This is a genomic window from Trichocoleus sp. FACHB-40, from assembly GCF_014695915.1.
GTDB lineage: Bacteria > Cyanobacteriota > Cyanobacteriia > Cyanobacteriales > FACHB-T130 > Funiculus > Funiculus sociatus.
The window spans coordinates 1-17,773 of record NZ_JACJPF010000068.1; the positions used below are offsets into that span (position 1 = coordinate 1).

The window sequence follows — 17,773 nt, forward strand, 5'->3', positions numbered from 1 at the left end:
GGCTGTGACTGACCTCGAGGTCATGGACATCTACCGATGCCGTTGGGGAATTGAGTTGTTATGGAAATTTTTGAAGATGCACTTGAAACTCGATAAACTGATTACCAAAAATCTCAACGGAATTGCTATACAGATTTATGCAACATTAATTGCTTATTTGATACTACAAGTTATAGAAATTCCTCAACAATGGGGGCAAAAGCTACTTGATAAACTTCGCTATCTTCAGGCGTGTATGTGTCAAGAAATCAGCTATGTACACTGGATGACTAAGTTAACTAAATGTTAACTCAAAGCTCTTAGATAGGAAGAGTCTATTCGACTATGTAAAGTTTTGTATCTAGATTCAACATTTCTGGGTAATTACCTTTGTCTAAGTGCACTGAGATTATTAGGACTTAGGCAACTAGCTACGATATCTAGTAGATGCAAGGAAATTCCTGAATTCCCTTGCATCTAGTGTGAGAATTCAGCCAATCCTTGCGTTCTCGCAGAGCAAAGTTCCAGACTTTCCGGCACACCGTTAAGGTGTGTTCAATCATCTCGACTTGTTCTGGCGTTGGAATCGCCTTGTACTCGAATGTCAGACTTAACACGTTAACTCACCTCCTACAAAGAATTTCGACTCCGCGATCGCTACGGCACAGCATTAGGTAGAGGAGTTCGCCAGTTCTGCCGAAGAAGCGGCGATCATTGGTTATCTGAGTGCCACTGATCTACAGCCCACATACTAAGGTGAAAACCTTTGAGTATTCAGTTTCTAGGGTGTATCTTGAGAATCATTTAGTAAATTCAGTTAATCCTTATAACCGTTTCTTTTGACGTAATCATCAATGTCCATTGCGTTGTAAATCTCCTTGATCGCAACAATGGTTTTAGCTGTGCCGTGAACTGGATTCCGCCACAGCTTATATCTGCGATGCCATGTTTCAAACACCCTGCCAGTGAGGTCTTTAACTTGAATTGTGTTTTTGTCGCAGCCTCGCGTGTTACGAAGAGTTATTACAGTTAGGGTGTAGTCCAATCCCTGAATATCTCTAACATTCATAGCCTTACTCCCCTCTACTGGCAGAAACATCAAATATGATGATGAATTTCTCTGTAGGAGAGAGACGACGAAGGACTCTCAAGCACTCATCAGCATCATTCCGGCAGCGAAATCGCTTCACCACGAGATTCTGCATATTCGGAAGCTGACGAATGATTACCCAAGGATAAAGAAGTGTTGCGTAGCTCATCGAGTTCGACTCCCTGACACTGGGAACTAATTGGCTGACAAATATTATACAGTGATGGAAGCCAATTAGTTGCCATTTACACTTTCATGCTTCTCTGACACGATCAGAAGCATGGGAAAAGCAGGTAAAGTTTTAGGGCAAGTCTTAGCGAGCTATGGCATCAGCCAAGGCAACTTAGCGGCTGCGCTTGGCATAGCACGATCTAACGTTCATCGATGGGTGAATGAGGTTAGAGATCCAAACTCGGAAACTGTGCAAGGCATTATTACGGCGCTTCAAGCAATCAACCCTGATGCAGCCGAAGAGTTTATCAGCTTGTATGCTTCAGATTTAGCTCTAGGACAAAATTCTGTATCTTCTGTCAGTTCACAAGACATATCGGTTAATCCTGTTCGCGTAGGATTTGGACGGCTACCTGAAACAGCAGGTTTGAATGTTGCTGCTTTGTCTAGACTTTTTGATAAGACTACAACTTCTTATAAGTACGTCTTCTTCCTGTCATTACTAGACATTTTGAGAAAACGGAATTTTGATGCTGCTTCTCCGATTAGCCTCAGAGAACTGGTTATTGAAATGTTGGTTAATGCTTGGTATCCGCACACTTATTTTAAGTTGTCGTTTGGCAGAGAAGATAAGATCACTACTAAGCTAGACTCTTTAGAATTAGACCTTGATGAACCAGCTTTTGATGAATCGGAAAAGGAAGCACTTAGAGAAGAAATATCAAAGCGAAACCTAGAAAGTGTGTTGGTCGGTAAGGAATCCTTAATGAGATATGTCCCTTTTCGATTGATTACACCTTTTCTATCGCAGGAACTGAAAGCCTATAAAAGCCAAAACAGAGGTACTCCAAGAAATGATGATCTTGAAAATGAGCTCATAATTCTTTTGGCTGAACGATATTTTGATACAGTTAAGCCTCTATATAAATTTGATGGAGATTCCCCTAAATCTTGTAAGTCCATCTACTTATGCTCTCAATGGGTTTCCTACATCGGGGTTAACTATTCCATAGTAAGAGGCTGGGTTGCTTGGGAATGGTTACAGTATATGCAAAGCCGTAACCCTAATACTCCGGCTATCTCAAATAAATTGTTTCCTCAAATTAGAAGAAATGCGCTGACATCACACACAAAGTATTGGCAGGTAGTTCTAGAACATACCACTGAGATTAGCTGTATCTATTCAAACCGACCTTTAACAGTAGATTCTAAAATTTCCCTTGATCACTATCTTCCCTGGTCATTTATTGCACACGATCAAATCTGGAATTTAGTTCCAACCTTTGGTGATATTAATTCATCAAAATCAAAAATTATACCCTCATCTATATATTTTGATTCTTTTGTGAGGGTACATTATCTCGGCTTAAAAGTTTGGAAAGAAAAAATGAGTAGAAGTGGAGAATGGAATAAATTTATTGATGCCTATATTTCTGATCTTAGACTGCATACACGAGATGATTTGACCGACTTTGAGACACTGAGTAAAGCCTTTAATTCTACATTTCAACCTCTAATCTCTTTAGCTACGAGCTTAGGTTTTGAAGCAGGTTGGATCTACTCTCAAAGTTGTGGGAATCCGATCGGGTAACTGAGCATCCATCCAGTAGGCAATCAGTCCATCATAGCTGGCAATTGAACACCGTAACTCTGTCAAATTGGTCAAGCTATCTACAAATCACTGCTCAAAATAACGCAATGTCCCTGTCGTCGTGTAGTGACGCTCAGCTACTAGCGGCTTCAAAGGACGAATTGCTGAAAGTAACTCAGCCAGAGGAGTTCGCTCCGGCTCGATAAACGAGTAGATAGCAGCTTCAACGTTAAAGTCCGAACCTTCCCAAATCCGTAACTCATCAAGCTGGCTTCGGTACGTAATCAGCCCATTCTGTTGGAGCTTTTTAATGATGTCTTGCCAGTGCTTCTGCTCCGTCTGGTCGTCTGCTCGGTTACACAGTGCCAATGTTACAAACTGAGGCGTGGCTCGCAGAACACCTGTAGACGTGACCAAGTAGTAGCTTCTGGTTTATCCGAGAAGTCATGCAGTATGCGCCAGACTGTGTGGTGGTGTCGCCGGAGCCCGTGCGCGAACGAGTAAAGGAGGAATTGCGATCGCTCTTGGAACAGTACGATATGCAAATATAACCTTTACTTTAACCGCCGCCGCCACACACCGATCGCGATCGCTACGACAAGCGTCAACAAAGCGATCGCGATTGGTGTATGCAGGTCAGCGCTACTCCCCCCTTCTTTATCTGCCAAGCTATTCTGGGCAACTTGCTGCGTTGTCTGTTGACTAACTTTTGGCACCTTTGCCCCAGCTGCCACGGTGACGGTAAACTTCAGCTCAAACGGTTTAAAATCTGCCCCAGATGCTGGTGTTCCACTCAGTTGCAACTGATAAGCCCCAGGAGATGGGAAGACAACAGAAGCACCAGGAATCCCTTGATAACCTTCTGTTGAAATGGCTTTTAGTGGTGGTGAAAGTAACGGCGTTGTCTGTTGGGTGCGGGGTTGCGAGTATACGGACAATTTGCAATTACACTCTTGCAAAGGGATGACTTGACCGCCTTTGCGTGTAAGCGCCACCCAAGCTAGAGATGGTTCGCCAGCTTTGGGGTTGTCGTTGGGTTCGATATGGAGAGTACCACCCACATCTTCTGCTATCTGTACTTTATGGGCAGATGCGGGTGTAATCAGCAACGTTAGGAGTATTAGTGTTTCCGCAATTGTTGGCAACAACCTTTGATTCCCCCTGGGAATGCCTACTATGAGGTGCCTCAATTCCTGGGCTTTGTTAGCTATTGTAGGTGCCTCCAGAATTCGTTCCCAATCTCTGACTGGGAACGAGGAAGCGAGACTTTTATCGGGATTGGCTAGGGGGGACATATAATTTTTCTAGAGATAAAAGTGACCAAATCCCACGGTAGCGCAGCAGCAAAACCAAGAGCGTCACAACTCCCAGTAGCACTGTCAGCAGTTTGTTACTCCAAATTTGTTGCATTCCGCCAAGGTAATGAGAACCAATTAGCACTGCATGAACTGCACACAGGAGAAAAGCTGGAAGGCTTAACAGATGAATTTGTCGCCAGCGTTTCCCTAAAAGCTGCTGCATCCGGTCAAAACTGGTGAGTGCAGCTGGAGTCATCAATACTAAACCTACTGCTCCTGCACTCATTCCCAGTTGATGCGTCGGCAGCATAAAAGGTATCGCTTGAAAATTCCAGTTCAGAGTATGCTCTAGCATATGTGCCGTATGAGCCAAAGCCAGCACGTATGCGCCTACTCCCAAGACACGACGATAACGTAATGGGGCGCTAAAGAAGCGGCTGATGGGGCGCGCAATCAGCGCTAAGATTAAACACAGCAATGCCGCGTGTCCAGTGTAATCTACCATTGTGTCGCCAGTTCGCAGCAGCGCGATCGCTCCAATGGTGAGTGTCACCCAACCGCCCAACCGAAACAACTGGCTGCGTTTATCAGCACTAACTCGGTTGGCAAAAACGCCGACACCGAGCATTATTGGTAGCGTTCCCAGTCCAAACGCCAACATAGTTGTCGCACCTTGAACAAGATTTCCGGTTTCAGCTGCCTTGATTTGGGCAGCATACAGAAAACCGCAGGGAATTAAACCCCAGACCAGTCCTAATAAAGCTGGTGTCAAAAAGTTAGATTTCAGCGACAGCTTCATCATCGCCGCACTGAGTCGATTGTGCAAGCCGCCTTCTTTGAGGGGGTGTAACACTGGCAGACGTGGCAGGAAATCTGGTTTTATTTGCACTAAGCCAAACCAAATCAGCATGATTCCGGTGAAAATAGCGATCGCTCTTCGCAAGTCACTCCCAATTCCCGCCAGCTGTCCCCCAGCAATTAACATCGAACCCATACCGCCCAGAAATGCACCTGTCAAGGCATAACTTGCAATTCGCCCCAAGTTCAGCAAGATGTGAAAATAAAATTGTTGTCGCCAGTTAGCAGGAGTCTGTTGCTGATGTCCAAGGGAAAATGCCACGGTAAGAGGGCCACACATTCCCGCGCAGTGACCAAAACTCCCAAGGAATCCCAAAGCCATGATTAGCAACAAATCCAGCATTTTTTAATTATTAGTCCTTAGTCCGAACGGGCGGGACACCTGTGAATTCCCAATTCTCAGCAGTCAGTCTCCCTCAGTCGTTATTGTAGGACTGGAACGGGGGTGGTGATAAAGGAATGGAAATTTAAGGTACAAAAAATGAGGAAATGGATATTTTCGGTGGTTTTGGCGCTGTTAGCGATCGCAGTAGTATTAAGTAGCAGCAAATTTTTCCAGCCGCGTCCGGAGCTAGTAACTAAAAGCTCTGTGGAGAACATTAGCGAACCGCCGACTCGTTTCAATGTGGCGGTAGCATCTGAAGAACCAGTCAACGCTCCTGATGTAGACTCAAAGCGACTAATGGCGCACGTTCAGGCGTTGAACTATCAGCGGTATACACAACAAGAACGCGATCGCGCCAAAAATTACCTCACCCAATCCCTGCAAAAACTGGGATGGTCGCCAAATTTACAACAATTCGAGGGCGGGGTCAACATCCTTGCAACTCGCCAAGGCACCGACAAACAAGCCGGAACAATTATCGTAGCCGCGCACTACGACAGCGTTCCCGTCTCCCCTGGTGCCGATGACAACGCCAGCGGAGTTGCCGTAGTTCTGGAACTGGCGCGTCTTTTCGCCTCCCGTCCCACACCCCGCACCTTGCAGCTAGTCTTCTTTGACCAGGAGGAGGCAGGACTCCGGGGCAGTATTGCCTTTACCACTAATAAAGCAAATTTGCAAAACCTGCACGGTGTCATTGTCATGGACATGGTAGGTTACGCTTGCTACACCGCAGGTTGTCAAAAATACCCGCCCGGATTGCCTGTCACCCCGCCTACCGACAAAGGGGACTTTCTGGCGGTAGTTGGCGACATAGAACACTTGCCATTGCTAAATGTCTTTCAAAAACCGGGTAAGCCTGGTTTGCCAACCGTTGTGACGTTGCCAATTCCCCTGAAAGGAATGCTGACACCTGACGTTTTACGCAGCGATCATGCGCCATTCTGGTATCAGGGAGTAGGCGCGGTACTCGTCACCGATACGGCAAATCTGCGTACACCCCACTACCATCAGCCCAGCGATACCCCAGAAAATCTCGATCGCTCGTTTTTCCAAGGAGCCGCCCAGATTGTGATAAATACGACCACAGCGCTGCTGGAAAGCCGAGAACTTTTAAAGTCACCTCCATCAACCACTCCATAGTTAGTGAAAAAAGCAGCAATTGGCATTTCCTGATGCCGACTCTATTAAGGACTGTGCCTCTATAAGAATATAAATTTTGCGAAATTTATATTCTTATATCCAAAACCAGCTAATCCAAAGATTGGGTACACAAACTAACCTATAATCATCTATCTAAAGGGTGAATAAAACCCCAAGCCTCCATAAAAGCTTAGCCGGGTAGAACTTATGAGTCAGTTGAGCGTGGAAAATATGGGTGTTGATGAACTTGTCAGACTATATGCAGCCGGACAAAGAAATTTTCATCGGGCAAAGTTGGTTGGGGTAGACCTGAGAGGCTTAAACCTGCGTGGAGTAGATTTAAGTGGAGCCAACCTAATTGCGGCAAACTTGGCTGGAGCTGATTTGAGCGAGGCAAACCTAAGCCAAGCAAACCTGACTTTGACAGATATGAGTCGGGCGCACCTGAATCAGGCAAACCTGTGCGATGCACACTTGAGCGCTACAAATCTGAGCCGAGCCAACTTGAGTGGAGCCGACTTGCGTGGAGCAACTCTCAGCCGTGTAGACCTGAATGGTGCAAATTTAACTGGGGCGCAAATGCCTGAGAGAAAACTTGTAACGTTCTCCCCCGCTAGTTAGCTATGACGGGGGTGATTAGTTTCTGGCTGTATTTCCAGTCTAAGCTGAGCGCAGAGATTGGGAAAGCCAATGGCGCTGTTGTAGCTGGTACATATGGTTAAACAACTGCCAGCAATATTGTTCTGGGAGTCCGCAGGTTAAGGCACCGCGCAGAACAACGTTGAAGTACCAGTCGTTGGGCGCGAGTTCTTCTGTTAATTTGTTGACGACGACGTAAGTACGGACACTTGTGTAACTCTGTCCCTGACAAGAAACATTTACCATTTCCTGACGGTAGCCGCCTTGGGGTACTTCTTCGCGTTCATCTAAGCGATCGCTTAATCTCCAGGGTAATCTATACAAGACCCCTTCCACTGAGGCTGATGAATCTTTTACCATATCGAGTACGCCACAGTCTCGAAGAGCTGAACGACGATAAAAGCCTAGTCTATACCCCTTGAGTGTTGCATTACCAACCACATAAACATGGGTATTCTCGCCCAGCGTCCGCTTCAAATCCACTGGACACATACAAGAGCCATAGGCAAAGTAGTAAAACTCAGGCTCGGCTTTGCTTCTAGCAATTTCCAGAGAAGCTTGTGTCGGTAAATCTTGTAAGTGTTCAGACTGAACGCTCATGAATTGCCTTCAAATGCTACTTGTTGTCTATTGACTAGGCATTCTAGCAAAGTTACTTGTAGAATACAACATATCCCGATAGGGAAACCGTAGATTAGGGACTGGGGACTGGGGATTGGGGATTGGGGATTGGGGATTGGGGAAAAGGAAGGCGGTGATGGTAGTTGATATCAAAGGGATTGGGGACTGGGGACTGGGGATTGAAGAAGAGGGCGGCGGTGATGGTAGTTGATATCAAATCCGGTTGATTGCCCATAATATAAAGAACCCTAAGAGAGCCACAGCCGCAGGCGGTGGCTCTCCTCTAGGTTCTTCGGGGAAGGGCTGGGGTGAGCTGAGTCTTAATTGTGGGTAATTACCGAATTTGATATGACTTGTCTCAGGTTTGGATTCTTTCCCAATCCCCAATCCCCAGTCCCCAATCCCCAGCCTCCAATCCCTAAGCTCTGATGATTTGGTTCCAACCTTGGATGACTTCCTTTAAAGGCTCAGGCAAACGGTCTTGTACCATATCCACATAGCGGGTTGTACCTTGCTTGCTGGAGATGGTGACGGTGATATAGTCAGCAGCACCTTGGGAAGCAGGGTAACTGAGTTGGTTGAACTTCGCTAATTGCGCCTGATTGAGTATCTGTTGAAACTGTTGCAGTTCGCGGCGGGAAATTTGGTATTTTTGTTCCGCAGAGGTAGCGCCATTGGAGCTAACCTGTTGGCGAATCATCCGCCCATCATTAAATAGAATAGTTTGATAGGTGCGACCAGTTATACCGCCACTAGAGATGGTGCGAAAGAGGACATCTTTCCCCAAAGAGGGTGGTAGTTCGCTTGTAGAAATCTTTGTCGGATTGATGGTGTTAGCATTGCCTATCTGGCTAGCAGCTCTATTCAACCGGACGGTAGTAGCATCTTGATTAGCGTGATAAACCAAGATTTGTTGACCTGCTTCTACAGTTACCTGCCAACCGCGTATTAGGATTCTAGGACAAGCTACATTGCGATCGCCCAAACCTAGACAACCATCCCAATTCTTTTGTTCAGCCTTGAGTACGCGCAGTTGAGAAACTGACAACCTGGTTTGTCGGGAAGCCCTCTGCAACACAGCATCTTTAACCGGGTTTGGCAAACTAGCTGTCTGATCAAGCTTGACGATAGAACCACTGGAATTAGTACGATAAAACCAGCGTTGTTGATTGGCTTCTACAATCACCTGCCAACCTTCTACAGTTGCTTGAGAACAGAGAATGTTAGGCTCATATAGGCCTAGACAGCCATCAGACCATGTTTTCTTGTCAGCCTGGACGATACGGACTTGATCGGTTGTCAAATTTAACCGCTTGGCTGCGTCCTGTTTTACAGGGGTGGCAACGGATTGGGGTAAATTTGCAGGTAAGTTGGTGACAGGAGAAGTGGAGTTTTCTTGGCGTATAGTTCTTCCGGTGTTATCGGTGCGATAAACCCAAGTTTTGCTACCGTCAGTCACAACAACGCGCCAACCTGGGACTATAACTGCGGCACATAATTCAGCGGCAGTGCCAAGTCCCAAACAGCCATCTGTCCACTTCTGGCGACTAGACTCTTTAATGCTGAATTTTTGAACATTAATGCCAGTTTGACGCGACAAATCGACAAGGACAGCATTGGCGACGCGGGGGGGTAAGCGATCGCTTTGTTGCTGCTTGAGAAAAGCTTCCCCGCCAGATAAGCTTTGGGCGAGGCTAACATCTTTCACTTTGACGAGTTTAGCGCTAGACTCAGAAAGTGTTGCTGGAGCAGCAAAAGCTGCTTGCAACAGCGTCATACTAGCGCCCAAGGACAAAATGCCAGTTAGCACCATAGCAAGTGTTTGACTTCTGGTTACTGGTATGGAGTGATTTTGGAAAATGCGTTTCATCAGAACCTCAAAAATTTTCTAATTCCATTGGAGAGCGCACTAATTGAAACGAGCGGCACTCCAAGGGTTATTTGTTGCGTGTAGCAGACAATAGGCTAGACGCTGCTATCCTGCTATTTAGTTCCAGGCTTGGCAGTAATAGCTTGCTTATAGAGAATTAAGGAATATGACTTTGTTAGTAGTCGCTACGGGAAATCCAGGCAAGCTGCGGGAGATGCAGACATATCTAGCTGGATTGGACTGGGAATTGACGCTGAAGCCCGATGAATTAGAGATTGAGGAGACGGGCGACACCTTCATGGCTAATGCTTGCCTGAAGGCTTCCCAGGTGGCACTCGCTACTGGGGAATGGGCGATCGCAGATGATTCTGGTTTGGAAGTGGATGCCTTAGATGGCGCACCGGGTATCTATTCGGCTCGTTATGGAAAAACTGACCCAGAGCGAATTGAACGCTTGCTCAACGAGTTAGGTAATGAACTGAATCGGGAAGCTCAATTTGCTTGCGCGATCGCCATTGCTCGTCCTGATGGTGCGATTGCGATCGCTAGCGAGGGTGTTTGCCGGGGCGAAATCCTCCACTCCCCCCGCGGTACTGGTGGTTTCGGCTACGATCCGATTTTCTTCGTCCCACAAGAACAAATGACTTTTGCAGAAATGTCCCCAGATTTGAAGCGTCACTGGAGTCATCGGGGACAAGCCTTTAAAATTTTGTTACCCCAGCTTCAAGATATTAAATTTTAGATTTTGCGGAGGCGAAGCAGTTTCCCCGCCTCCGATGATTTTAGATTCAAGAACAATCTAAAATCACGCGATATTTTGGGAAGAACGGGAGGTTGGGGGAAGAACCAGTAATGGTTCAACTCCCTCATCAATCTCCCCAAAAATCGCTTCAAAATCCAAAATCCAAAATCGTTAAACTGCTTCCAGATTCTTTTCTCCCGTGCGAATCCGGATCACTTGTTCAACCGGGCTGACAAAAATCTTACCATCGCCAATTTCACCTGTTCGGGCGGCAGCGATGATTTTTTCAATCACCATATCAACCTGGGAATCCTCAACAACGATCTCAACTTTGAGTTTTTGCAGAAACTCAACCGTATACTCAGAACCGCGATAGCGTTCAGTCATTCCTTTCTGCCGTCCAAATCCTCGGACTTCAGAAACCGTCATTCCCACAATCCCTGCATTGACCAGCGAGATTTTAACTTCGTCGAGTTTGAATGGCCGGATAATCGCTTCTACTTTTTTCAAGCTCTTTACTCCTCAGTTTGTTGTGAATTTCGTGTATCTGTACAACCAATTTGTACAACCAAAAGTATCAGTGTGCGGCGGCTATTTTTTATCACTGCTCAAACAAAGATTTTGTATTCTATGATACATATGTTTGGGAGCGATTGTTCTGAGAAACAATCGTGCTGTAGCGGCTGCTTTGCCGCGAAGCGATGGCTGTGAGTGTAGTAGTATTTCGGCACAGAGCTTTTTTAACCTGTTAATCCCCAACCCCCATGACTTAGGAGCTACGATATCGGGTTAAAAAAGAGCAATGTTCCTTTAACCTCTAACCTCAATGCACACTTTATCAAAACAGGTAGATTTTTCTCAATGTCCGCCCATTACAAACTAAAGGGTGAATTGGCGATGCAAGCTTAACGACTATTATTATTTAGAAGCGGGCGCACAATCAAAAAGCCCGTACCAAATGCCGTCGCCACGATGAGAAAAATGACCAGCAATAACCACCACCCACTAACATCTGGGGAACGTTCTGGTGGGGTTGGGCGACGATACCTACCTTCTTCGTGTTCTATAACCAAGTTTTCAGGAAAGGTGGATGAGATTGGTTCAGATTTGGGAGGAGGTAAGACTTCCACGGATCTCTCCACCCCAGCAGGACGAGGAGGACGCGGTTGCGAACGCCGCTTAGGTGATTTTTCGTCTCTAGTCCGAACTTCCGGTTCGACTAGAGGCGGAATGAAATCAACTCGGTTCCCGGTGGAAAGGGAATCTACCACCTGTTGCGCGTGCAAAGAAACTTGGGCAACTTTTTCTATTTCTTGTCGCAGTTGTTGATTTTCTTGGGCTAACTGCTGATTTTGGGTATTCAGCGAGTCTAGCATCGCTTGCGCTGCTTGCAACTCAGCGGAGAGTTCCTTGTAAACAGAAATTGGCACAGACGGGCGATAGGCTGTGGATGGATGGGAGGCCTGCTCTGGGAAATGAGCAGTTTGCATGGGCGATCTGGTAGTAGGATTGGACATTATTGGTTTAGCCTAAGTTCTGTAAGGCAACAATAGTGTAAAATTGCGCGACTCTGACAGCCATTTTTTAACAAATTTGCTCTAGTTACAACCACACAAGCCTGTAAATTTAGAAATTTTAGATTGTCAACCCGAAAGTGTCTAGACTCAGGGTGTCTTTCCTTGCAGGAGGGGAAAAAAGTGTCCTACGGGGCCCTGACCTTGACCAATGGCTAAAGAGTATCTTAATGCAGTGGTGACGTAATCTTTGGCTTTTTGTACCGCAGATAAGCGATCGCACCCTAGAGCTAGATTAGCAGCGATCGCAGCTGCCAGAGTACAACCCGTCCCATGAGTATTGCTGGTATCCACCACCGCTGTTTTCAAAGTTTCCAATTTGTGACCATCAAACCAAACATCAACGCCGCGTAAATTTCCCTCCATTGCTCCTCCCTTGACCAATACAGCCTTTGCTCCCAGCTGATGGATGCGTTGGGCAGCAGCCCGCATATCATCTAGAGTATGAAGCTGCAAACCGCTTAATAGTTGAGCCTCGTAGCGGTTCGGTGTCACAATCGTTGCCTTGGGGATCAAGACATTCTGTAAAGTTGCTACAGCCTCATCGTTAATCAACACAGCGCCCGTGCGCGATACCATTACCGGATCTACCACTAAATTATTAAGTTTCAGAACTTCTACCTGCTGTGCCACAGCCGCGATAATTTCCGCTGTGAGCAACATTCCCGTTTTCACTGCTTGCACGCCGATATCCGTCACCACAGCCTCAATCTGAGCGACAACCGCATCTACTGGTAGAGCATCAACCCGCGTCACCAAGACCGTATTCTGAGCCGTCACGCAAGTTATAGCACTGGTGCCATGAACGCAGTGAAAGGCAAACGTTCGTAAATCAGCTTGAATACCCGCACCGCCGCCGCTATCGGAACCAGCGATGGTGAGAGCAACAGGAACGCTTGATTTGTCTATAACACTCATATTAGAAATTGGTAATTGGTAAATAAGGTAATTGGGGCAATCAAGTACATCGTAAGTAGCATTCATTACCTGTTACCTATTACTTGTTACCTCATATTGCAATTAAATTGACCCGATTTCGCCTAAAAATATAGATTGTGCAAATAGCTAAACCTACAGCGCTCTTGGCAGTGTCCAAGAATGCCGCATCCTGCTAATAAATTTCCCACCAATTATTAAAAATTAAAAATTAAAGATTAAAAATTTTTCATTTTTAATGCTTTATTTTTAATTTTTAATTCCTCTAACGTTGTGGTGGACGGCGTCTGCGGAGAAAGTCTGGAATATCCAATCCGGAGCCAGCTTCTGGTCTAGGTTCATAAATAGGCGCGGGTGGAGGAACTGGTGTTGGTGCAACTGGGCGCTGTTGTTGTCTGGGGGTGCGCGTTTCTCTCGCTGCTGGTGTGGACTGAACTTCTCCACTAAATCCCGTAGCAATAACGGTAATTCTCACCTCGCCTTGCAGCCTGTCATCAATCACTGCTCCAAAGATGATATTAGCGTTGGGATCGACAACCTCATAGATTGTTTCCGCTGCGGCGTTCACCTCGTGTAGCGTCAAGTCGCTGCCGCCTGTAATGTTAAATACTACACCTCTAGCTCCTTCAATCGAGGACTCTAGCAAGGGGGAAGAAATTGCGGCAACTGCGGCTTCTCTGGCTCTTGATTTCCCAGAGCCAACACCGATTCCCATCATCGCCGATCCCGCATCTGCCATCACTGCGCGCACATCGGCAAAGTCAACATTTACTAGGCCGGGGATAGTAATAATATCAGATATCCCTTGCACACCCTGGCGCAGGATGTCATCTGCCATTAAAAAGGCTTCTTGTACTGGGGTTTGTTCTTGAATTACCGACAACAGCTTATTGTTGGGGATCACGATTAGGGTGTCTACCCGACTTTGCAAAGCGGCAATGCCTTCATCTGCCTGAGAAGTGCGGCGGCGTCCCTCGAAGGTGAAAGGACGAGTGACAACACCCACCGTCAATGCTCCCATTTCTTTAGCCACTTCCGCGACAACCGGGGCGGCACCAGTACCGGTACCGCCGCCCATACCAGCGGTGATGAACACTAAATCGGTGTTTTCTAGGGCATGAGCGATTTCGTCCCGCGATTCTTCTGCTGCCTTTTGCCCGATGGCAGGATTGCCACCAGCACCCAAACCTCGTGTCAATTTTTGTCCCATTTGCAAGCGTCTGGGGGCTAACGAGTGCGATAGTGACTGGGCATCTGTATTGATTGACCAAAACTCAACGCCACTTACATCACTGGCGATCATGCGATTAACCGCATTGCCTCCACCCCCACCAACACCAATCACTTTAATTTTGGCGACGCTACCTGGCACGATGTTGTCACTCCTGGTTTCTTCCTTGGGTGTCTTGCTGGCATCGTGTTGACCTAAATGTAACCCAGCGTTGTTAAACGGGTTGGCGTTGTCCACGGAGAGTGGACGAAGAGCGTTTCCTGTGGTGTGTGAGCTTTGATTGTCAAGCCCTGGTTTACTATTGAGCGTCATTGCAAATAGGAAGGGTCAATAAACAGCTTTTTCAGTTTAGGGAAGCGATATGAGTCAACTATAGGGTAAGTTGACCCTTAAAACCAACGAGTGTTATAGGTGCATTGACGTTCCTAAAGAGGTCTGGCGGCAACTGTCTGAAGGCTGATGCTGTTCTTAAAATGCAGTATAAAGAATTAATTAATTTCGGGGGACGATTTCTGGGTTAAGCATGAGTTAGTTGTACCTATGATTTTAAGGGTTGTTGGTTGTCACCGGGGCGGTGACTTTTTTCATTTGAATGGCTGGAGAATCCGGGTTTTTCAGGTCGATATAGGCAATTTGGCTAGTGGAAAGATGGGCTGGCAAATCGCGCATTCGATCGAGGACAGCCAGCTGATAGGCAAATCGGGAACTATAAGAACCAAAATGTACCATTCCTTGCTCAGTACGAAGAATTAAATTGGCTGGTTGTTGCCAATTTATCTCAAAAACTTTGACTGGGGAGCGGCTTACTGCATGGTAAAGTGCTGACCAGTAGGGGCGATATTCATCTCTATAGCCAATGATTTTTAAGGTGGGTAAGGGAAGAGTTGGCTTTAGTCCGGCGTAGCTTTCTAAGGGCATCCAGACGCCATCTTCGTCCAACAAACCAGCTGATAAGGGCTGGGGCGGCGATCCCGCACGAGGTGTTGTTTTGGTTGGGGAAGAAGTGCGGGCTAAAAGAGCGATCGCTACCGGATGTCTCTCTTTAACTTGTACAGTCAAACTGGGCGGGAACAGTTGCCGGGTAACGGTGGCTTGTTCTATGGCTGGCTGCAATTCCAACTTTTCGGCAATGACTTCCGGTTGCAGGCGCAGCAAATACTGCGGGTAGGAAAGCGATAGCAGCGACTGAATCGCTTGTTTTGAGAGAATTTTATTGCCTTCAATCTCAATTTGATCTGGTTTTAGGATCACCCAGGCGGGTAAAGTCGTTACCCAAACTAAACCGCCAGCCAATCCAGCGATGAATAGACTTCGCCAAACCGCCTGAAAAGATTTCATCCGTCGTTGGCGACGTAATTTTTGCCGTCTTTGGGTCAATTCTGTCTGAGATACTGATGCGATGCTTGTCATCCTAACTTCTCAATCGGAGTTTTTGGTGCGCCAGACGTACTGCACTTAACAAAAAAAATTCTGTTTGGGGAGTTATCAAGCTTGATAACCCTACGTAACTTTAACCGAGATATCAGGAGTCGATCCCATTCCCACCTGAGAGGGAGATATCGCGGCACAAGTATCTGACCGTTGGCAAAAAATAACGATCACATAACCCATGTAATCCCAGCTTACATCTAGGTGATGTGAATCTTTTTCACCTTTCAACACGGGCCGTCAGGAAGTGTAGCGGAATATTACAACGTCTAAATATTAACGTGTGACAGCCATCATGGAATCACTTTAGGAAGATTATCAAGAAAATTTTGGATTGATCCCCAGACAAAATCCTTTTTTCTTCTTTTGCTTGCGGTACCAGAGGGGAACTGGGAACTGGGGTAGGTATGCAAATTCACCCGATTGTCCTCTCACGCCAGCCTCTTGCCGATGCCCAAAGAGTAAGTAGCAAAAAAGACAAACTTTGTCTTTCCGGCTGGAGGATAAAAGCGATCGCGTTTAAACTTCGCCCCGCCATTCCTATCTCTAATAAGTAATCCGCTCTCATAGAAAGGGCATATATCATACATTTTATACGCAAAAAGAATACCAGAACGAACACATTTATGTGCAGGGGGGTGCTACCCTCCAACCCATAGAGGGGAAATTTAAGGGAAGCTATCCGGTAGAAGTAGAAGGGAGGTACCCAGAGGGATGCCCTTAACATAACAGAGGTCTAAATGAAACTGGACTTAATTAGATTTTATAAAGCCTGTAACCCAGCCAAGACCCTAATCTTCTCGAAGCCGGAGGATCGTTCGTACTATATCGATTTTTCCTCTGTACGGGGCGGAAAAATCATTGAGGCAATTGGGCGAACCATTACCCGAATTTCGCCCGACGATCCCACCAGCCAGATGTTTACAGGACATATCGGCTGTGGGAAATCTACAGAACTGTTTCGCCTGAAAGCTGACTTGGAGGCACAGAAATTTCATGTAGTTTATTTCGAGTCTGGTCAAGAACTAGACATGGCGGATGTAGATATCAGCGATATTTTACTGGCGATCGCGCGTCAAGTCAGCGAAAGCCTCGAAGAAATTCAGATTCGGCTAAAACCCAGTTACTTTGCCAATCTGTTCACGGAAATTAAAGATATCTTACAGACCCCCATCGACGTTTCAGCCGAAGCCGAGTTATCCATCGGTATTGGCAGAATTACCGCCAAAACCAAAGACAGTCCCAAACTCCGGGATCAATTGCGCCAGTATCTGGAACCTCGAACCGAAGGCTTTTTGAAAGCTATCAACGAAGAATTGCTAAAACGGGCGAACGAGGAACTGAAGCGACGCGGTAAAAAAGGGTTGGTGGTGATTATCGATAACTTGGATCGCCTGGACAATACTCGCCCCTTAGCAGGTTCGCAAAAACTTTTGCCAGAGTACCTGTTTATCGACCGAGGCGGACAGTTACGCCGCCTGAATTGCCATGTAGTTTACACAATACCCCTGGCATTAATTTTTTCAAACGATTACGAAACCCTGAAAAATCGTCTGGGGGGTGGAGTTGCTCCCAAAGTATTGCCAATGGTACCAGTGCGAAACCGAGATGGTAGTGACTGCGAACCGGGAATGACTTTGCTGCGAAAAATGGTGATGGCGCGTGCTTTTCCAGAGGTAGCGCCAGAGCAGCATCATTTGCTAATAACAGAGATTTTCGATTCTCCGGAAACCCTTGCCCGATTGTGTCGCGTCAGTGGCGGTCATGTGCGAAACCTTCTGGGATTGCTCTATAGTTGCCTTCAGCAGGAAGATCCGCCATTTTCGCGCAGCTGTTTAGAGAACGTGATTAAAGAGTATCGCGATGACTTGGTGCTGGCCATTGATGAAGAGGAGTGGGATTTGTTGTTTCAAGTGGTGCAACTGCAAACTCTTAAGGGTGAGAAAGAATACCAGAGTCTGCTTAGAAGTATGTTTGTCTTTGAATATCGCGACGAGCAGGGGCGCTGGTTTGGGCTGAATCCGGCTTTGACAGAAACGCCCAAATTCATGTCTTTCGCGACTATGAATGAGTTGCAGTTCCAAAAATAAAAAGGCAAAAAAAGAATTTCTTCTCTCCTTCCAGTCTCAGACGGGGAATGCCTAATGTGTTAGCTTCGCTTAACATATTAGGCGTCAGTTTTTTTTGGCTGTAAGAGGGGAGGCGTAGCCATGCTGCATC

The 17,773-nt window shown here is 46.5% G+C and carries 20 protein-coding genes and 2 pseudogenes; 8 read left to right on the forward strand and 14 right to left on the reverse strand.

Going from position 1 to position 17,773, the window contains the following annotated elements; genetic code table 11:
- Window positions 1–289, forward strand: a 289-nt coding sequence (locus H6F63_RS15880; RefSeq protein ID WP_190638556.1) for a transposase, incomplete at its 5' end; no start/stop codon positions are given.
- Window positions 290–464: 175 nt separating this feature from the next.
- Here the strand turns inward: H6F63_RS15880 and H6F63_RS15885 are convergent.
- The 3 genes and pseudogenes from H6F63_RS15885 to H6F63_RS15895 all read right to left on the reverse strand — a co-directional run.
- Window positions 465–596 (reverse strand): annotated as a pseudogene (locus tag H6F63_RS15885) (helix-turn-helix domain-containing protein); the annotation flags it as partial.
- A 200-nt stretch (window positions 597–796) separates the two neighbouring features.
- Window positions 797–1,048 (reverse strand): hypothetical protein, encoded by a 252-nt coding sequence (locus H6F63_RS15890; protein WP_190638557.1) that lies wholly within the window; start codon window positions 1,046–1,048, stop codon window positions 797–799.
- 95 nt (window positions 1,049–1,143) lie between these two features.
- Window positions 1,144–1,314 carry a hypothetical protein gene (locus H6F63_RS15895; RefSeq protein WP_190638558.1) on the reverse strand — a complete coding sequence of 57 codons (171 nt, stop codon included), beginning with the start codon at window positions 1,312–1,314 and terminating at the stop codon, window positions 1,144–1,146.
- A gap of 35 nt (window positions 1,315–1,349) precedes the next feature.
- Between H6F63_RS15895 and H6F63_RS15900 the strand changes: the two genes are divergently transcribed.
- Window positions 1,350–2,831: an HNH endonuclease domain-containing protein gene (locus H6F63_RS15900; RefSeq protein WP_190638559.1), complete on the forward strand. Its 1,482-nt coding sequence runs from the start codon at window positions 1,350–1,352 to the stop codon at window positions 2,829–2,831.
- A gap of 87 nt (window positions 2,832–2,918) precedes the next feature.
- Here H6F63_RS15900 and H6F63_RS15905 read toward each other — a convergent pair whose 3' ends face one another.
- Entirely contained in the window at window positions 2,919–3,248 is a 330-nt protein-coding gene (locus tag H6F63_RS15905; protein WP_190638560.1) for a hypothetical protein, read from the reverse strand.
- 14 nt (window positions 3,249–3,262) lie between these two features.
- Here H6F63_RS15905 and H6F63_RS15910 point away from each other — a divergent pair.
- Window positions 3,263–3,382, forward strand: a pseudogene (locus tag H6F63_RS15910) (WYL domain-containing protein); the annotation flags it as partial.
- A gap of 3 nt (window positions 3,383–3,385) precedes the next feature.
- On the opposite strand, the gene H6F63_RS15915 reads toward H6F63_RS15910, so the two are convergent.
- Both H6F63_RS15915 and H6F63_RS15920 read right to left on the reverse strand, forming a co-directional pair.
- On the reverse strand, window positions 3,386–4,126 hold the full coding sequence (locus tag H6F63_RS15915) for a hypothetical protein (RefSeq protein ID WP_199298071.1): 741 nt from the start codon (window positions 4,124–4,126) through the stop codon (window positions 3,386–3,388).
- Window positions 4,101–5,330: a sulfite exporter TauE/SafE family protein gene (locus H6F63_RS15920; protein WP_190638562.1), complete on the reverse strand. Its 1,230-nt coding sequence runs from the start codon at window positions 5,328–5,330 to the stop codon at window positions 4,101–4,103. Before H6F63_RS15920 ends, H6F63_RS15915 begins: the two co-directional genes overlap by 26 nt.
- 138 nt (window positions 5,331–5,468) lie before the next feature.
- On the opposite strand from H6F63_RS15920, the gene H6F63_RS15925 reads away from it, so the two are divergent.
- On the forward strand, window positions 5,469–6,512 hold the full coding sequence (locus tag H6F63_RS15925; protein WP_190638563.1) for a M28 family peptidase: 1,044 nt from the start codon (window positions 5,469–5,471) through the stop codon (window positions 6,510–6,512).
- A 207-nt stretch (window positions 6,513–6,719) separates the two neighbouring features.
- Complete coding sequence (locus H6F63_RS15930) at window positions 6,720–7,133, forward strand: pentapeptide repeat-containing protein (RefSeq protein WP_190638564.1); 414 nt, start codon at window positions 6,720–6,722, stop codon at window positions 7,131–7,133.
- Between the two features lie 39 nt (window positions 7,134–7,172).
- On the opposite strand, the gene H6F63_RS15935 is transcribed toward H6F63_RS15930, so the two are convergent.
- From H6F63_RS15935 to H6F63_RS15945, 3 genes are all read right to left on the reverse strand, one after another.
- Window positions 7,173–7,751, reverse strand: a complete 579-nt coding sequence (locus H6F63_RS15935; protein WP_190638565.1) for a gamma-glutamylcyclotransferase — start codon at window positions 7,749–7,751, stop codon at window positions 7,173–7,175.
- 94 nt (window positions 7,752–7,845) lie between these two features.
- Window positions 7,846–8,007: a hypothetical protein gene (locus H6F63_RS15940; protein WP_190638566.1), complete on the reverse strand. Its 162-nt coding sequence runs from the start codon at window positions 8,005–8,007 to the stop codon at window positions 7,846–7,848.
- A 183-nt stretch (window positions 8,008–8,190) separates the two neighbouring features.
- Entirely contained in the window at window positions 8,191–9,642 is a 1,452-nt protein-coding gene (locus H6F63_RS15945) for a hypothetical protein (RefSeq protein WP_190638567.1), read from the reverse strand.
- A gap of 166 nt (window positions 9,643–9,808) precedes the next feature.
- Here H6F63_RS15945 and rdgB point away from each other — a divergent pair, with 166 nt between their 5' ends.
- Window positions 9,809–10,384, forward strand: coding sequence for an RdgB/HAM1 family non-canonical purine NTP pyrophosphatase (rdgB, locus tag H6F63_RS15950; RefSeq protein WP_190638568.1), 576 nt, complete (start codon window positions 9,809–9,811; stop codon window positions 10,382–10,384).
- A 171-nt stretch (window positions 10,385–10,555) separates the two neighbouring features.
- Here the strand turns inward: rdgB and H6F63_RS15955 are convergent, their stop codons facing one another.
- From H6F63_RS15955 to H6F63_RS15975, 5 genes are all read right to left on the reverse strand, one after another.
- A complete protein-coding gene (locus H6F63_RS15955) occupies window positions 10,556–10,894 on the reverse strand; it encodes a P-II family nitrogen regulator (RefSeq protein ID WP_190427070.1) in 339 nt (112 codons plus the stop codon).
- 395 nt (window positions 10,895–11,289) lie between these two features.
- Entirely contained in the window at window positions 11,290–11,901 is a 612-nt protein-coding gene (locus H6F63_RS15960) for a hypothetical protein (RefSeq protein WP_199298072.1), read from the reverse strand.
- A gap of 147 nt (window positions 11,902–12,048) precedes the next feature.
- Entirely contained in the window at window positions 12,049–12,876 is an 828-nt protein-coding gene (gene thiD / locus H6F63_RS15965) for a bifunctional hydroxymethylpyrimidine kinase/phosphomethylpyrimidine kinase (protein ID WP_190638569.1), read from the reverse strand.
- A 283-nt stretch (window positions 12,877–13,159) separates the two neighbouring features.
- Window positions 13,160–14,437 carry a cell division protein FtsZ gene (gene ftsZ, locus H6F63_RS15970; RefSeq protein WP_190444055.1) on the reverse strand — a complete coding sequence of 426 codons (1,278 nt, stop codon included), beginning with the start codon at window positions 14,435–14,437 and terminating at the stop codon, window positions 13,160–13,162.
- 234 nt (window positions 14,438–14,671) lie between these two features.
- Window positions 14,672–15,535, reverse strand: a complete 864-nt coding sequence (locus tag H6F63_RS15975) for an FtsQ-type POTRA domain-containing protein (RefSeq protein WP_190427062.1) — start codon at window positions 15,533–15,535, stop codon at window positions 14,672–14,674.
- A gap of 425 nt (window positions 15,536–15,960) precedes the next feature.
- On the opposite strand from H6F63_RS15975, the gene H6F63_RS15980 reads away from it, so the two are divergent.
- Complete coding sequence (locus H6F63_RS15980) at window positions 15,961–16,110, forward strand: hypothetical protein (RefSeq protein ID WP_190638570.1); 150 nt, start codon at window positions 15,961–15,963, stop codon at window positions 16,108–16,110.
- A gap of 183 nt (window positions 16,111–16,293) precedes the next feature.
- Window positions 16,294–17,643, forward strand: a complete 1,350-nt coding sequence (locus H6F63_RS15985; protein ID WP_190427059.1) for a P-loop NTPase fold protein — start codon at window positions 16,294–16,296, stop codon at window positions 17,641–17,643.
- The last annotated feature ends 130 nt before the right edge of the window (window positions 17,644–17,773 follow it).

Bases quoted from the DNA above. Each gene is read 5' to 3' on its own strand.
- H6F63_RS15960 (WP_199298072.1), bottom strand. From the start codon at position 11,901: ATGTCCAATCCTACTACCAGATCGCCCATGCAAACTGCTCATTTCCCA.
- H6F63_RS15945 (WP_190638567.1), bottom strand. From the start codon at position 9,642: ATGAAACGCATTTTCCAAAATCACTCCATACCAGTAACCAGAAGTCAA.
- H6F63_RS15925 (WP_190638563.1), top strand. From the start codon at position 5,469: ATGAGGAAATGGATATTTTCGGTGGTTTTGGCGCTGTTAGCGATCGCA.
- H6F63_RS15980 (WP_190638570.1), top strand. From the start codon at position 15,961: ATGCAAATTCACCCGATTGTCCTCTCACGCCAGCCTCTTGCCGATGCC.
- H6F63_RS15900 (WP_190638559.1), top strand. From the start codon at position 1,350: ATGGGAAAAGCAGGTAAAGTTTTAGGGCAAGTCTTAGCGAGCTATGGC.
- H6F63_RS15890 (WP_190638557.1), bottom strand. From the start codon at position 1,048: ATGAATGTTAGAGATATTCAGGGATTGGACTACACCCTAACTGTAATA.
- H6F63_RS15940 (WP_190638566.1), bottom strand. From the start codon at position 8,007: ATGGGCAATCAACCGGATTTGATATCAACTACCATCACCGCCGCCCTC.
- H6F63_RS15935 (WP_190638565.1), bottom strand. From the start codon at position 7,751: ATGAGCGTTCAGTCTGAACACTTACAAGATTTACCGACACAAGCTTCT.
- H6F63_RS15915 (WP_199298071.1), bottom strand. From the start codon at position 4,126: ATGTCCCCCCTAGCCAATCCCGATAAAAGTCTCGCTTCCTCGTTCCCA.
- rdgB (WP_190638568.1), top strand. From the start codon at position 9,809: ATGACTTTGTTAGTAGTCGCTACGGGAAATCCAGGCAAGCTGCGGGAG.
- H6F63_RS15920 (WP_190638562.1), bottom strand. From the start codon at position 5,330: ATGCTGGATTTGTTGCTAATCATGGCTTTGGGATTCCTTGGGAGTTTT.
- H6F63_RS15895 (WP_190638558.1), bottom strand. From the start codon at position 1,314: ATGGCAACTAATTGGCTTCCATCACTGTATAATATTTGTCAGCCAATT.
- H6F63_RS15930 (WP_190638564.1), top strand. From the start codon at position 6,720: ATGAGTCAGTTGAGCGTGGAAAATATGGGTGTTGATGAACTTGTCAGA.
- ftsZ (WP_190444055.1), bottom strand. From the start codon at position 14,437: ATGACGCTCAATAGTAAACCAGGGCTTGACAATCAAAGCTCACACACC.
- H6F63_RS15975 (WP_190427062.1), bottom strand. From the start codon at position 15,535: ATGACAAGCATCGCATCAGTATCTCAGACAGAATTGACCCAAAGACGG.
- thiD (WP_190638569.1), bottom strand. From the start codon at position 12,876: ATGAGTGTTATAGACAAATCAAGCGTTCCTGTTGCTCTCACCATCGCT.
- H6F63_RS15985 (WP_190427059.1), top strand. From the start codon at position 16,294: ATGAAACTGGACTTAATTAGATTTTATAAAGCCTGTAACCCAGCCAAG.